The organism is Escherichia sp. MAL-1, assembly GCF_052948035.1.
In genome coordinates this window covers 1,133,497-1,147,096 of sequence record NZ_CM129609.1, presented here as the reverse complement: position 1 = coordinate 1,147,096, position 13,600 = coordinate 1,133,497, and the positions used below count along the sequence as shown (strand labels likewise).

Below are 13,600 nucleotides of genomic sequence, written 5' to 3'. Positions count from 1 at the left end.
AAAACCATGCCATCTACACGCTATCAAAAAATCAATGCCCATCACTATCGCCATATATGGGTCGTTGGTGATATTCATGGTGAATATCAGTTATTACAATCCCGCTTACATCAACTCTCTTTTTTCCCCGAAATCGACTTACTTATTTCTGTCGGCGATAATATTGATCGTGGACCGGAGAGTCTTGACGTCCTGCGCCTGCTAAACCAACCCTGGTTTACGTCGGTTAAAGGCAACCACGAAGCGATGGCGCTTGAGGCATTCGAAACTGGCGATGGCAATATGTGGCTTGCCAGCGGTGGTGACTGGTTTTTCGATTTAAATGATTCAGAGCAACAAGAGGCAATAGATCTGTTGCTGAAATTCCATCACCTTCCACATATTATTGAAATCACTAACGACAACATAAAATATGCCATCGCACATGCAGATTATCCGGGGAGTGAATATCTCTTTGGTAAAGAAATAGCGGAGAGCGAATTACTCTGGCCTGTTGATCGTGTGCAGAAATCGCTTAATGGCGAGTTACAACAAATAAACGGCGCTGATTATTTTATATTTGGACATATGATGTTTGATAACATTCAGACGTTCGCTAACCAGATTTATATTGATACCGGATCGCCGAACAGCGGGCGGCTGTCATTTTATAAAATAAAGTAGTCTCATGCTTCTTCTGTGAAGCATGAGTAACCCGGTGTTATTGCAGGCCATTATTCATTTTTCGCTACCAGCAAAGAGAGATCCTGCTTCACCAGCGCGCGACTGGCACTCTCCGGCAAACCGTCGTCTGTAATAATCTGATCAAACTCGCTTAATGGTAACGCCAGCCATGTCGCCACCTGACCATATTTCGTCGCATCACAGACCAAAACTCGCTGGCGGCTGGCACTGGCAATCGCCCGTTTCACCGTGACTTTATCTTCCGCTGGCGTAGAAATCCCCCGCACACTCCATGACGATGCAGAAATAAAAGCCTGATCAATCATCAGGCTGCGCAGCATGGTCGCAGCGGCTTCCCCGACACAGGAACGGTTTTCCCGACACACTGCACCGCCAGTGTGAATAATTGTGCAATTACTGTTGTCGAGCAAGTAGTCCGCAATAACGAAATCGTTTGTGACCACAGTCAGTGACTCCATGTGAATCAGATGCTGTGCTATCGCTAACGTGGTCGTTCCCGCATCCAGATAGATACAACTTCCCGGCTGAACAAGACTTGCCGCCAGCTTGCCAATAGCCGCTTTTTGCGTCATTGCCAGCGCAGTTTTTACCTGATGAGAAGGTTCATGCGCCACGCGTCCCGGAGACTGGACGCCTCCGGACACCAGCACAACGGCTCCCTGCTGCTCCAGTTTTTGTAAATCCCGACGAATGGTCATATGTGACACATTCATTCTGTCCGTTAGTTCAGCAATACTGACAATGCCTTTTTCAGCTACCATCTCAAGGATGATTTGGCGACGCTCTACGGGTATCAACTTTTGCTCCTTCCTTTGTCCTGCTGACATTCTACGCTATTTGCCTGCGAAACGTGCGCGGCGCAACTAACGCTTAGTTCACATAAAATAACACACAATGTTAATTTATGTGAATTAGATCACCATATCGTTATCTTACAGCGCTTATATTCACAATATCAAACAAAATATCACTTAAATTAACAAGGAGAGCAGATGAAAACGGGATCTGAGTTTCATGTCGGTATCGTTGGCTTAGGGTCAATGGGAATGGGAGCAGCACTGTCATGTGTCCGCGCAGGTCTTTCTACCTGGGGCGCAGACCTGAACAGCAATGCCTGCGCTACGTTGAAAGAGGCAGGTGCTTGCGGGGTTTCTGATAACGCCGCGACGTTTGCCGAAAAACTGGACGCACTGCTGGTGCTGGTGGTCAATGCGGCCCAGGTTAAACAGGTGCTGTTTGGTGAAACAGGCGTTGCACAACATCTGAAACCCGGTACGGCAGTAATGGTTTCTTCCACTATCGCTAGTGCTGATGCGCAAGAAATTGCTACCGCTCTGGCTGGATTCGATCTGGAAATGCTGGATGCGCCAGTTTCTGGTGGTGCAGTAAAAGCCGCTAACGGTGAAATGACTGTCATGGCCTCCGGTAGCGATATTGCCTTTGAACGACTGGCACCCGTGCTGGAAGCCGTTGCCGGAAAAGTTTATCGCATAGGTGCAGAACCGGGACTAGGTTCGACCGTAAAAATTATTCACCAGTTGTTAGCGGGCGTACATATTGCTGCCGGAGCCGAAGCGATGGCACTTGCAGCCCGTGCGGGGATCCCGCTGGATGTGATGTATGACGTCGTGACCAATGCCGCCGGAAATTCCTGGATGTTCGAAAACCGGATGCGTCATGTGGTGGATGGCGATTACACCCCGCATTCAGCCGTCGATATTTTTGTTAAGGATCTTGGTCTGGTTGCCGATACAGCCAAAGCCCTGCACTTCCCGCTGCCATTGGCCTCAACAGCATTGAATATGTTCACCAGCGCCAGTAACGCGGGTTACGGGAAAGAAGACGATAGCGCAGTTATCAAGATTTTCTCTGGCATCACTCTACCGGGAGCGAAATCATGATCAAGATTGGCGTTATCGCCGATGATTTTACCGGCGCGACGGATATCGCCAGTTTTCTGGTGGAAAACGGTCTACCAACGGTACAAATTAACGGTGTTCCAACAGGTAAAATGCCGGAAGCAATCGACGCACTGGTGATCAGCCTGAAAACGCGCTCCTGTCCAGTGGTTGAAGCCACACAGCAATCGCTGGCGGCTCTGAGCTGGTTGCAACAGCAAGGTTGCAAACAGATCTATTTCAAATACTGCTCTACTTTCGACAGTACGGCGAAAGGTAATATTGGCCCGGTTACCGATGCCTTAATGGATGCTCTCGACACGCCGTTTACGGTCTTCTCTCCGGCCCTGCCGGTCAACGGACGTACGGTTTATCAGGGGTATTTGTTCGTAATGAATCAACTGCTGGCCGAATCCGGGATGCGCCATCACCCGGTAAATCCCATGACCGACAGCTATCTTCCCCGTCTGGTTGAAGCGCAATCCACAGGGCGCTGCGGCGTCGTTTCGGCACATGTTTTCGAACAAGGTGTGGATGCCGTTCGTCAAGAGCTGGCTCGCTTACAGCAAGAGGGCTACCGCTACGCGGTGCTTGATGCGCTGACCGAACACCATCTGGAAATTCAGGGAGAAGCCTTGCGCGATGCCCCACTGGTAACGGGCGGTTCTGGTCTGGCGATTGGCCTGGCCCGGCAGTGGGCGCAAGAAAACGGTAACCAGGCTCGCAAAGCAGGGCGTCCGCTCGCTGGGCGCGGCGTAGTGCTCTCCGGTTCATGCTCTCAAATGACCAACCGCCAGGTAGCACATTACCGTCAAATTGCACCAGCCCGTGAAGTTGATGTGGCACGCTGCCTCTCAATTGAAACTCTGGCCGCTTATGCACACGAACTGGCAGAGTGGGTTCTGGGCCAGGAAAGTGTACTTGCTCCACTGGTTTTTGCCACCGCCAGCACTGACGCATTGGCAGCAATTCAACAGCAATACGGTGCACAAAAAGCCAGTCAGGCAGTAGAAACACTGTTTTCTCAACTAGCGGCGCGGTTAGCAGCGGAAGGCGTGACACGCTTTATTGTCGCAGGCGGTGAGACCTCCGGCGTAGTCACACAGAGCCTGGGAATAAAAGGGTTTCATATTGGCCCAACCATTTCCCCCGGCGTGCCGTGGGTAAACGCACTGGATAAGCCTGTCTCACTCGCCCTTAAATCTGGCAACTTCGGTGATGACGCCTTTTTTTCACGAGCCCAAAGAGAGTTTTTATCATGAGCGATTTCGCAAAAGTAGAGCAGTCTTTGCGAGAGGAGATGACGCGGATTGCCAGTTCATTCTTTCAGCGCGGCTATGCAACCGGTTCGGCTGGCAATCTGTCGCTGCTTTTACCTGACGGGAATTTACTGGCGACACCGACAGGTTCATGCCTGGGCAATCTCGATCCGCAGCGGCTTTCCAAAGTCGCCGCGGATGGCGAATGGTTAAGTGGTGACAAACCCTCGAAAGAGGTGCTCTTTCATCTGGCGCTGTATCGCAACAATCCGCGCTGTAAAGCGGTGGTGCATTTGCACAGCACATGGTCGACGGCGCTTTCCTGCCTGCAAGGGCTGGACAGCAGCAACGTTATTCGTCCGTTCACACCATACGTGGTGATGCGGATGGGAAATGTCCCGCTGGTGCCTTATTACCGACCGGGCGATAAACGCATCGCACAGGATCTGGCGGAACTGGCAGCAGACAATCAGGCTTTTTTACTGGCAAATCATGGCCCAGTGGTTTGCGGTGAAAGCCTGCAAGAAGCCGCCAACAATATGGAAGAGCTGGAGGAAACGGCAAAGCTGATTTTTATTCTCGGTGACCGCCCGATCCGTTATCTGACCGCAGGTGAAATTGCGGAATTAAGGAGTTAATGCAATGCCTCGTTTTGCAGCTAATTTATCCATGATGTTCACCGAAGTGCCTTTTATTGAACGCTTCGCCGCAGCGCGAAAAGCCGGGTTCGATGCTGTGGAATTTCTGTTTCCCTATAACTACTCCACCCTGCAAATCCAAAAGCAACTGGAGCAAAACCATCTGACACTGGCGCTGTTCAATACCGCTCCCGGAGATATTAATGCGGGGGAATGGGGATTATCCGCCCTTCCCGGACGTGAGCACGAAGCACACGCAGACATCGACCTGGCACTGGAATATGCATTGGCGCTCAATTGTGAACAAGTCCATGTGATGGCAGGCGTCGTGCCCGCTGGCGAAGATGCTGAACGGTACCGGGCAGTATTTATCGATAATATCCGCTACGCTGCCGACCGCTTTGCGCCACACGGCAAGCGAATATTAGTTGAAGCACTCAGCCCCGGCGTTAAGCCTCATTATCTCTTCTCCAGCCAGTATCAGGCACTGGCTATTGTTGAAGAGGTTGCGCGAGATAACGTGTTTATTCAACTAGATACTTTTCATGCGCAAAAAGTAGATGGCAACCTGACGCATTTAATCCGCGACTACGCCGGGAAATATGCGCACGTACAAATTGCCGGACTACCTGATCGACATGAACCGGACGATGGAGAAATCAACTATCCGTGGCTGTTCCGCCTGTTCGATGAGGTGGGATATCAGGGCTGGATCGGTTGTGAATATAAACCTCGTGGCCTCACCGAAGAAGGGCTTGGCTGGTTTGACGCCTGGCGCTAATTCGTTAAATCCCTAATTACAACGTACCCATACATCCCCCCATCTACGGATGGGGTAGGTTAACTATAACTTTCAGACAGGGTTTCCCATGTCCACAATTACATTGTTATGCATTGCGTTAGCTGGCGTAATCATGCTGTTGCTGCTGGTCATCAAGGCAAAGGTACAACCATTCGTTGCTTTGCTCCTCGTCAGCCTGTTAGTCGCACTTGCGGCAGGTATACCAGCGGGCGAAGTGGGTAAAGTGATGATCGCCGGGATGGGCGGTGTGCTTGGTTCCGTCACTATTATTATTGGTCTGGGCGCTATGCTGGGGCGTATGATCGAACACTCTGGTGGTGCAGAGTCACTGGCTAATTATTTCAGTCGCAAGTTAGGTGACAAACGAACTATCGCTGCGCTGACTCTGGCAGCGTTCTTCCTCGGTATTCCCGTCTTCTTTGATGTCGGCTTTATTATTCTTGCGCCAATCATTTACGGTTTTGCCAAGGTTGCCAAAATATCGCCACTCAAATTTGGCCTGCCTGTCGCTGGGATCATGCTCACTGTTCACGTGGCGGTACCGCCGCATCCAGGCCCTGTCGCCGCAGCGGGGTTACTCCACGCAGACATCGGCTGGCTAACCATCATCGGTATTGCGATTTCTATTCCCGTAGGGGTTGTTGGCTACTTTGCAGCGAAAATAATCAATAAGCGCCAATATGCGATGTCAGTAGAAGTACTGGAACAGATGCAACTGGCTCCGGCCAGTGAGGAAGGCGCGACAAAATTAAGCGATAAAATAAATCCACCGGGCGTCGCGCTGGTCACCTCGCTAATTGTTATTCCTATCGCGATTATCATGGCGGGTACGGTTTCCGCAACACTGATGCCGCCTTCGCATCCCCTGCTTGGTACGCTACAGCTGATCGGCTCACCAATGGTAGCTCTAATGATTGCGCTGGTGCTGGCATTCTGGTTATTGGCTTTACGTCGCGGCTGGAGCTTACAACACACCAGCGACATTATGGGCTCAGCGCTTCCTACTGCGGCGGTAGTGATTTTGGTTACTGGTGCTGGAGGGGTATTTGGCAAAGTGCTGGTGGAATCGGGCGTCGGCAAAGCCCTTGCCAACATGCTACAAATGATTGACCTGCCTCTGTTACCAGCCGCATTTATTATTTCACTGGCGCTGCGTGCATCGCAGGGGTCAGCAACCGTAGCAATACTGACAACCGGCGGGTTACTCTCAGAAGCGGTGATGGGATTGAATCCGATTCAGTGCGTATTGGTGACGCTGGCAGCCTGCTTTGGTGGGCTTGGTGCGTCACATATTAATGACTCAGGGTTCTGGATTGTGACCAAATATCTGGGGTTGTCGGTAGCAGACGGTCTGAAAACCTGGACAGTGTTAACGACCATTCTCGGTTTTACCGGATTCTTAATTACCTGGTGCGTATGGGCGGTAATTTGACCTTAATAAAAAGGTCCGATGGGCATCGGACCTTTTATTGTGCACAGAAAAGGCCAGCCTCGCTTGAGACTGGCCTTTCTGACAGATGCTTACTTACTCGCGGAACAGCGCTTCGATATTCAGCCCCTGCGTTTGCAGGATTTCACGCAAACGGCGCAGGCCTTCAACCTGAATCTGGCGAACACGTTCACGGGTGAGGCCAATTTCACGACCTACATCTTCCAGTGTTGCCGCTTCGTACCCCAGCAAACCGAATCGACGTGCCAGCACTTCACGCTGTTTGGCGTTCAGCTCGAACAGCCATTTGACGATGCTCTGCTTCATATCGTCATCTTGCGTGGTATCTTCCGGACCGTTCTCTTTTTCATCGGCCAGGATGTCCAGCAACGCTTTTTCGGAATCACCACCCAGCGGGGTGTCTACCGAGGTAATGCGCTCGTTAAGACGAAGCATACGGCTGACGTCATCAACTGGCTTATCCAGTTGCTCTGCGATCTCTTCCGCACTTGGTTCATGGTCCAGCTTATGGGACAACTCACGTGCGGTTCGCAGGTAAACGTTCAGCTCCTTTACGATGTGAATCGGCAAACGAATAGTACGGGTTTGGTTCATAATCGCCCGTTCAATCGTCTGGCGAATCCACCAGGTTGCGTATGTTGAGAAGCGGAAACCACGTTCCGGGTCAAACTTCTCTACCGCGCGGATCAGCCCCAGGTTGCCCTCTTCGATAAGGTCCAGCAACGCCAGACCACGATTGCCATAACGGCGGGCAATTTTTACCACCAGACGCAAGTTACTCTCGATCATCCGGCGGCGAGAGGCGACATCTCCACGCAGTGCGCGACGCGCAAAATAAACTTCTTCTTCGGCCGTTAACAGTGGTGAATAACCAATCTCACCAAGGTAAAGCTGAGTCGCGTCCAACACACGCTGTGTGGCTCCCTGCGATAACAGTTCCTCTTCGGCCAAATCGTTATCACTGGGTTCCTCTTCTACTAAGGCCTTTTCGTCAAAAACCTCAACTCCGTTCTCATCAAATTCCGCATCTTCATTTAAATCATGAACTTTCAGCGTATTCTGACTCATAAGGTGGCTCCTACCCGTGATCCCTTGACGGAACATTCAAGCAAAAGCCTGGTTCCGCCGATTTATCGCTGCGGCAAATAACGCAGCGGGTTTACGGATTTCCCCTTGTAACGAATTTCAAAATGCAAGCGTGTTGAACTGGTTCCGGTGCTACCCATGGTTGCTATTTTTTGCCCCGCCTTCACTTCTTGTTGTTCCCGGACCAGCATTGTGTCGTTATGGGCGTAGGCACTCAGGTAATCATCATTATGTTTGATGATAATCAGATTACCGTAGCCGCGCAGCGCGTTACCAGCATAAACAACGCGGCCATCTGCGGTCGCGATAATTGCCTGTCCTTTGCTGCCTGCGATATCAATCCCCTTGTTGCCCCCCTCAGAAGCGCCAAAGGTTTCGATCACTTTGCCCTCAGTCGGCCAGCGCCAGGTGGAGATAGGCGTACTGGTTGATGTACTGCTGACAGTTGGCTCGGTTGTGCTTGCTGTTGGTACCGTTACAGGCGCTGTGACCGTGGTCGCAGCTGGCTTGTTGTTCGGCAACATTTTGTTAGCACTCTGTTCACCCGAAGATTCAGAATACGTAATTGTCGGTTGCGACGCAACAGCAACGGTGGAATTTTGTGCAGGCTTGATCACAACTCCTTGCTCTGCTGCGTCGGCCTGGGTAATGGCATTTCCGCCAGTGATTGGCGTACCGGAAGCATTACCCACCTGCAAGGTCTGACCAACGTTCAGCGCGTATGGTGCCTGAATATTGTTGCGCTGAGCAAGGTCACGGAAATCGTTGCCAGTAATCCAGGCGATATAGAAAAGTGTGTCGCCTTTTTTCACGGTATAGGTACTGCCGCTATAACTGCCTTTCGGAATGTTCCCATACTGACGGTTATAGACGATGCGTCCGTTTTCCATCTGTACCGGCTGCTGAGCTACTGGCTGCACTGGCTGGATTTGCGGTTGTTGAGTAGCCTGAATTTGTGGCTGCTGTACCGGCTGAATTTGCGGTTGCTGCGCTGTAGACGTCGTCCCCATTTTCGGCGGCGGCGTAATCAACATACCAGAATTAGTATTTGCAGGCGCATTGCCATTAACGGAGCTGACCGGTGCCGGTGGATTTGAAGTGTCAGAACAGCCTGCCAGCCATAGCGAAACCAGTGACAAAGCCGCAATGCGGCGAACGGTGAATTTTGGGCTTCCCGCGCTCATTTATCCCCCAGGAAAAATTGGTTAATAACCAGTGACATAATTACCGTGCAAGGCACCCTACTGAACACTGGAAAAGATGTTCACGATACGCTGACCTGCGGCAAAATAACCAGGAAAAATCCAGGTATTTCCTCACGTTTTAAGCCAGCTCACCCTTCACTAAAGGGACAAAGCGCACGGCCTCCACGGTATCGATAATAAATTCGCCTCCCCGACGACGCACCCGTTTCAAATACTGGTGCTCCTCCCCTACGGGTAAGACGAGAATCCCGCCTTCGTCCAGCTGCGTCATTAGCGCAGTTGGAATTTCCGGCGGTGCCGCCGTAACAATGATAGCGTCAAACGGCGCACGTGCCTGCCAACCTTGCCATCCATCGCCATGACGGGTTGAAACATTATGTAAATCAAGATTTTTCAGGCGGCGACGTGCCTGCCACTGCAAGCCTTTAATCCGTTCAACCGAGCAAACATGCTGGACAAGATGCGCCAGGATTGCCGTTTGATATCCCGAACCGGTGCCAATTTCCAGCACCCGCGACTGCGGCGTCAGCTCGAGTAATTCGGTCATTCGCGCCACCATATATGGCTGCGAAATTGTCTGCCCCTGACCTATCGGCAAGGCGATATTGTCCCAGGCTTTTTGTTCAAACGCTTCATCAACGAATTTTTCACGCGGCACGGCGGCAAGTGCATTCAGCACCTGCTCATCCTGAATACCTTGCGCACGTAATTGATCCAGAAGTGCTTGTACGCGTCTGCTTACCATTGCGTGCCAACTCCCACGCTATTTAACCAGTCTGAAACCACATCTTGCGCGCTATGCGCAGTTAAATCCACATGCAGCGGCGTGATGGAGACATAGCCCTCATCTACCGCAGCAAAATCGGTCCCCGGACCGGCATCACATTTACCGCCCGGCGGGCCAATCCAGTACAGCGTATTGCCGCGCGGATCTTGCTGCGGGATCACCTGATCTGCCGGATGTCGTGTACCGCAGCGCGTCACGCGAATACCTTTGATTTGATCCAAGGGTAAATCCGGAACGTTAATATTAAGAATACGCCCGGTGCGCAGCGGCTCTTTACACAGTGCGCGCAAAATTGAACAGGTTACCGCCGCGGCAGTGTCGTAATGTTTATGCCCGTCAAGCGAGACGGCAAGCGCCGGAAAACCTAAATGACGGCCTTCCATCGCGGCGGCTACCGTACCGGAATAAATAACATCATCCCCCAGATTCGGCCCGGCGTTAATTCCGGACACAACAATGTCCGGGCGCGGACGCATCAGAGCATTCACGCCAAGATAGACGCAATCGGTCGGGGTTCCCATTTGCACAGCAATATCACCATTTTCAAAGGTAAACGTGCGCAGGGAGGATTCCAGTGTCAGAGAATTTGAAGCGCCGCTGCGGTTACGATCGGGGGCGACCACCTGAACGTCAGCAAACTCACGCAAGGCTTTCGCCAGCGTTTGTATACCGGGTGCATGTACCCCGTCATCATTACTCAGCAATATGCGCATAATCACCTGTTGTGTTGATAAGTTCCCTGACAACGCTGGTTGCAAAACTACCCGCCGGAAGCCAGAAACGGATCTCTACGGTGACGTCATCCCACCAATTCCAGCTTAATTGTTGCGGATACAGCAGCATCGCTCTGCGCGCGGCTTCAACTTTTTCGCGCACCAGTAAAGCTTGTAATTCAGTTTCTGCGGCGACAGCTGCTTGTTCGAATGCCAGCGCTTCACGCTGAGTTCCCCATTCGCCACTGCCCGGCAATGCGGCGGTTATCATCAGCTCTTTATCGTTAACGCGACGCTGTAATTCCGCCAGTTCTTCGGTGGTTGCGACAAACCAGCTACCACGTCCGGCTAATTGTAGCGCATCGCCGTCAACAACTTGATTAACGTCTGCTTTTTTGAGGCGCTCAGCAACAATCTGATTAAACAACGCACTGCGGGCTGCCGACAACCAAAAACTCCGTTTATTGCGATCGCGCACCGGAGTATTGGTTTGCGCCCAGCGCTGCGCCCCCTGCAAGTTGCTACCGCCAATCCCAAAACGTTGGGCACCGAAGTAGTTCGGTACACCTTTTACGCAAATATCGTTCAGACGTTGTTCAACGTCATCGCGATTGCTCACTTCGCGCAGAACCAGGGTAAAGGCGTTTCCTTTCAGCGCCCCTAAACGCAGCTTGCGCTTGTGCCGCGCATACTCCAGCACCTGGCAGCCTTCCAGTTGAAAGGCGCTCAGATCGGGCATTTCCTTGCCCGGCACGCGAGCGCATAACCACTGTTCCGTAACAGCATGTTTGTCTTTTTGCCCAGCGAAGCTGACTTCACGGGCATGAATTTTCAGGAATTTCGCCAGTGCATCCGCCACAAAACGGGTATTGCAGCCGTTTTTGAGGATTCTAACCAGAATATGCTCACCTTCACCATCAGGCTCAAAGCCCAAATCTTCCACCACCACAAAGTCTTCCGGATTGGCTTTCAGCAGCCCGGTGCCTTGCGGTTTACCGTGGAGGTAAGTGAGATTATCAAACTCAATCATTTTGTTGCCTTAATGAGTAGCGCCACCGCTTCACAGGCAATCCCTTCCCCACGTCCGGTAAATCCCAGTTTTTCCGTAGTAGTGGCTTTCACGTTAACATCATCCATATGGCAGCCGAGATCTTCGGCAATAAACACGCGCATTTGTGGAATGTGCGGCAACATCTTCGGTGCCTGAGCGATGATAGTGACATCGACGTTGCCAAGGGTATAACCCTTCGCCTGAATACGACGCCAGGCTTCGCGTAGCAGCTCGCGGCTATCGGCACCTTTAAATGCCGGATCGGTATCCGGGAACAGCTTGCCGATATCCCCCAGCGCCGCCGCGCCAAGCAATGCATCGGTCAACGCATGGAGCGCCACGTCGCCATCAGAATGCGCCAGCAATCCTTTTTCGTAAGGAATGCGTACGCCACCAATGATAATTGGGCCTTCACCGCCAAAGGCATGTACGTCAAAACCGTGTCCAATTCGCATTATGTATTCTCCTGATGGATGGTTCGGGTGAGGTAAAACTCGGCCAGTGCCAAATCTTCCGGGCGCGTGACTTTAATGTTATCCGCACGGCCTTCGACCAACTGAGGATGGAATCCGCAATATTCCAGCGCCGAGGCTTCGTCGGTAATAGTCGCGCCTTCATTTAGAGCGCGCGTCAGACAGTCATGTAACAGCTCACGAGGGAAAAATTGCGGCGTCAGCGCGTGCCATAAGCCGTTGCGATCAACGGTATGAGCAATGGCATTTTTGCCCGGTTCGGCACGTTTCATAGTATCGCGCACTGGTGCGGCGAGGATCCCCCCCGTGCGGCTGGTTTCGCTCAACGCCAACAATCGCGCGAGGTCATCCTGATGCAAACAAGGACGAGCGGCGTCATGCACCAATACCCACTGCGCGTCGCCAGCGGCTTTCAGACCTGCCAGCACGGAATCGGCACGCTCATCACCGCCATCTACAACGGTGATTTGCGGATGATTCGCCAGAGGAAGTTGTGCAAAACGGCTATCGCCAGGACTTATGGCAATGACGACTCGTTTCACCCGGGGATGCGCCAGCAGCGCATGCACCGAGTGTTCAAGAATGGTTTGATTACCGATTGAGAGATATTGCTTAGGACATTCCGTTTGCATTCGACGGCCAAATCCGGCCGCCGGAACCACGGCGCAAACATCCAAATGAGTGGTTGCCATGTTAATTCCCGGGCTGATTTATCGATTGTTTTGCCCCGCAGACTGTGCGCGCTTCGACGCGTCAGGCACCAGACGATAAAAAGTTTCGCCCGGCCTGGTCATGCTGAGTTCATTACGCGCACGCTCTTCGAGCGCCTCCTGGCCGCCATTGAGATCGTCAATTTCGGCAAAAAGTTGATCGTTTCGCGCTTTAAGTTTCGCGTTTGTAGCTTGCTGTGCCGCCACATCATCATTGACGCGGGTATAGTCATGTATACCGTTCTTACCGAACCACAGCGAATACTGTAGCCAGACCAGAATAGCCAGCAACAGCAGCGTTAGTTTACCCATCCTGCCCCCTGAAAAACGGCATCATCATCCCATGCATCCGAAGACGACTCTACATCCTCTGTTGGGGATACCGCGACAACGCGGGCAAATGTACCACATTTGTCCATTGTTACGTATACCCAGGGCGTGCAGAACATAATCTCATTATTAGTTACGGTTTGAATTATGAACAGAGGAGACGGGAAAGTACAAATTAGCCCAGTAGCCACATAAACAGTGCGCCAAACATAATGCCTACTGTCACCAGGGTGAAAACAATACTGTAGCGTAGCTTTCCGTCCATCAATGAATGCAGCGCAATCCCCACCACTACCGCGACGGGCATCAGCGCAAGAAAGAAAGGCCAGGTGTAGATAAAGAAGAACAGCGTGTTAGAGCCATAAATCAACATCGGCATCGCCAGCGCAAATAACCAGGAGATAAAACCGACCACGGCACCAGGCAGTGACCATGTGGTTTCTTCATCCTCAGTAAGGCTGTCGTTATTTGTTAGTGTAATGTTATGGCTATTACGCATATTTGATCCTGTTAC

The 13,600-nt window shown here is 51.8% G+C and carries 16 protein-coding genes; 6 read left to right on the top strand and 10 right to left on the bottom strand.

All coding sequences use genetic code 11. The features are described 5' to 3' along the window. The first annotated feature begins 6 nt into the window (after positions 1 to 6). A complete protein-coding gene (gene pphB / locus ACU8XX_RS05590) occupies positions 7 to 663 on the top strand; it encodes a protein-serine/threonine phosphatase (protein WP_001141322.1) in 657 nt (218 codons plus the stop codon). A 50-nt stretch (positions 664 to 713) separates the two neighbouring features. Here pphB and ygbI read toward each other — a convergent pair whose 3' ends face one another. Next, positions 714 to 1,481, bottom strand: coding sequence for a DNA-binding transcriptional repressor YgbI (ygbI, locus tag ACU8XX_RS05585; protein WP_001300386.1), 768 nt, complete (start codon positions 1,479 to 1,481; stop codon positions 714 to 716). A 195-nt stretch (positions 1,482 to 1,676) separates the two neighbouring features. On the opposite strand from ygbI, the gene ltnD reads away from it, so the two are divergent. From ltnD to ACU8XX_RS05560, 5 genes are all read left to right on the top strand, one after another. Then, positions 1,677 to 2,585 carry an L-threonate dehydrogenase gene (gene ltnD, locus ACU8XX_RS05580; RefSeq protein ID WP_000847985.1) on the top strand — a complete coding sequence of 303 codons (909 nt, stop codon included), beginning with the start codon at positions 1,677 to 1,679 and terminating at the stop codon, positions 2,583 to 2,585. After that, positions 2,582 to 3,844 (top strand): 3-oxo-tetronate kinase, encoded by a 1,263-nt coding sequence (gene otnK, locus ACU8XX_RS05575; protein ID WP_000590403.1) that lies wholly within the window; start codon positions 2,582 to 2,584, stop codon positions 3,842 to 3,844. Before ltnD ends, otnK begins: the two co-directional genes overlap by 4 nt. Continuing rightward, complete coding sequence (otnC, locus tag ACU8XX_RS05570; RefSeq protein WP_001278994.1) at positions 3,841 to 4,479, top strand: 3-oxo-tetronate 4-phosphate decarboxylase; 639 nt, start codon at positions 3,841 to 3,843, stop codon at positions 4,477 to 4,479. The genes otnK and otnC overlap by 4 nt, the downstream gene beginning before the upstream one ends. 4 nt (positions 4,480 to 4,483) lie before the next feature. Next, entirely contained in the window at positions 4,484 to 5,260 is a 777-nt protein-coding gene (locus tag ACU8XX_RS05565; protein ID WP_001136934.1) for an HPr family phosphocarrier protein, read from the top strand. Between the two features lie 88 nt (positions 5,261 to 5,348). Then, positions 5,349 to 6,713 carry a GntP family transporter gene (locus tag ACU8XX_RS05560; RefSeq protein ID WP_000104441.1) on the top strand — a complete coding sequence of 455 codons (1,365 nt, stop codon included), beginning with the start codon at positions 5,349 to 5,351 and terminating at the stop codon, positions 6,711 to 6,713. A gap of 93 nt (positions 6,714 to 6,806) precedes the next feature. Here ACU8XX_RS05560 and rpoS read toward each other — a convergent pair whose 3' ends face one another. The 9 genes from rpoS to ACU8XX_RS05515 form a co-directional block, all read right to left on the bottom strand. Beyond that, positions 6,807 to 7,799 carry an RNA polymerase sigma factor RpoS gene (rpoS, locus tag ACU8XX_RS05555; protein ID WP_000081550.1) on the bottom strand — a complete coding sequence of 331 codons (993 nt, stop codon included), beginning with the start codon at positions 7,797 to 7,799 and terminating at the stop codon, positions 6,807 to 6,809. 62 nt (positions 7,800 to 7,861) lie between these two features. After that, positions 7,862 to 8,956 carry a murein hydrolase activator NlpD gene (gene nlpD / locus ACU8XX_RS05550; RefSeq protein WP_224692580.1) on the bottom strand — a complete coding sequence of 365 codons (1,095 nt, stop codon included), beginning with the start codon at positions 8,954 to 8,956 and terminating at the stop codon, positions 7,862 to 7,864. 184 nt (positions 8,957 to 9,140) lie between these two features. Then, entirely contained in the window at positions 9,141 to 9,767 is a 627-nt protein-coding gene (pcm, locus tag ACU8XX_RS05545; RefSeq protein ID WP_000254708.1) for a protein-L-isoaspartate O-methyltransferase, read from the bottom strand. Next, positions 9,761 to 10,522 (bottom strand): 5'/3'-nucleotidase SurE, encoded by a 762-nt coding sequence (gene surE / locus ACU8XX_RS05540; RefSeq protein WP_001295182.1) that lies wholly within the window; start codon positions 10,520 to 10,522, stop codon positions 9,761 to 9,763. Before surE ends, pcm begins: the two co-directional genes overlap by 7 nt. Further along, the gene (gene truD, locus ACU8XX_RS05535) at positions 10,503 to 11,552 is read right to left on the bottom strand and encodes a tRNA pseudouridine(13) synthase TruD (RefSeq protein ID WP_000568946.1); all 1,050 of its coding nucleotides are present in this window, start codon (positions 11,550 to 11,552) and stop codon (positions 10,503 to 10,505) included. The genes surE and truD overlap by 20 nt, the downstream gene beginning before the upstream one ends. Then, positions 11,549 to 12,028: a 2-C-methyl-D-erythritol 2,4-cyclodiphosphate synthase gene (gene ispF / locus ACU8XX_RS05530; RefSeq protein WP_001219242.1), complete on the bottom strand. Its 480-nt coding sequence runs from the start codon at positions 12,026 to 12,028 to the stop codon at positions 11,549 to 11,551. The genes truD and ispF overlap by 4 nt, the downstream gene beginning before the upstream one ends. Further along, positions 12,028 to 12,738 carry a 2-C-methyl-D-erythritol 4-phosphate cytidylyltransferase gene (gene ispD, locus ACU8XX_RS05525; RefSeq protein WP_000246138.1) on the bottom strand — a complete coding sequence of 237 codons (711 nt, stop codon included), beginning with the start codon at positions 12,736 to 12,738 and terminating at the stop codon, positions 12,028 to 12,030. The genes ispF and ispD overlap by 1 nt, the downstream gene beginning before the upstream one ends. 18 nt (positions 12,739 to 12,756) lie before the next feature. After that, entirely contained in the window at positions 12,757 to 13,068 is a 312-nt protein-coding gene (gene ftsB / locus ACU8XX_RS05520; RefSeq protein WP_000517476.1) for a cell division protein FtsB, read from the bottom strand. Between the two features lie 193 nt (positions 13,069 to 13,261). Next, positions 13,262 to 13,585 (bottom strand): DUF3561 family protein, encoded by a 324-nt coding sequence (locus ACU8XX_RS05515; RefSeq protein ID WP_001246104.1) that lies wholly within the window; start codon positions 13,583 to 13,585, stop codon positions 13,262 to 13,264. Positions 13,586 to 13,600: the final 15 nt, after the last annotated feature.

Coding starts and splice junctions, on each gene's coding strand:
- ACU8XX_RS05565 (WP_001136934.1), top strand. CDS start 4,484: ATGCCTCGTTTTGCAGCTAATTTATCCATGATGTTCACCGAAGTGCCT.
- pphB (WP_001141322.1), top strand. CDS start 7: ATGCCATCTACACGCTATCAAAAAATCAATGCCCATCACTATCGCCAT.
- otnC (WP_001278994.1), top strand. CDS start 3,841: ATGAGCGATTTCGCAAAAGTAGAGCAGTCTTTGCGAGAGGAGATGACG.
- ACU8XX_RS05515 (WP_001246104.1), bottom strand. CDS start 13,585: ATGCGTAATAGCCATAACATTACACTAACAAATAACGACAGCCTTACT.
- ltnD (WP_000847985.1), top strand. CDS start 1,677: ATGAAAACGGGATCTGAGTTTCATGTCGGTATCGTTGGCTTAGGGTCA.
- ispD (WP_000246138.1), bottom strand. CDS start 12,738: ATGGCAACCACTCATTTGGATGTTTGCGCCGTGGTTCCGGCGGCCGGA.
- otnK (WP_000590403.1), top strand. CDS start 2,582: ATGATCAAGATTGGCGTTATCGCCGATGATTTTACCGGCGCGACGGAT.
- ispF (WP_001219242.1), bottom strand. CDS start 12,028: ATGCGAATTGGACACGGTTTTGACGTACATGCCTTTGGCGGTGAAGGC.
- ACU8XX_RS05560 (WP_000104441.1), top strand. CDS start 5,349: ATGTCCACAATTACATTGTTATGCATTGCGTTAGCTGGCGTAATCATG.
- pcm (WP_000254708.1), bottom strand. CDS start 9,767: ATGGTAAGCAGACGCGTACAAGCACTTCTGGATCAATTACGTGCGCAA.
- truD (WP_000568946.1), bottom strand. CDS start 11,552: ATGATTGAGTTTGATAATCTCACTTACCTCCACGGTAAACCGCAAGGC.
- ftsB (WP_000517476.1), bottom strand. CDS start 13,068: ATGGGTAAACTAACGCTGCTGTTGCTGGCTATTCTGGTCTGGCTACAG.
- surE (WP_001295182.1), bottom strand. CDS start 10,522: ATGCGCATATTGCTGAGTAATGATGACGGGGTACATGCACCCGGTATA.
- rpoS (WP_000081550.1), bottom strand. CDS start 7,799: ATGAGTCAGAATACGCTGAAAGTTCATGATTTAAATGAAGATGCGGAA.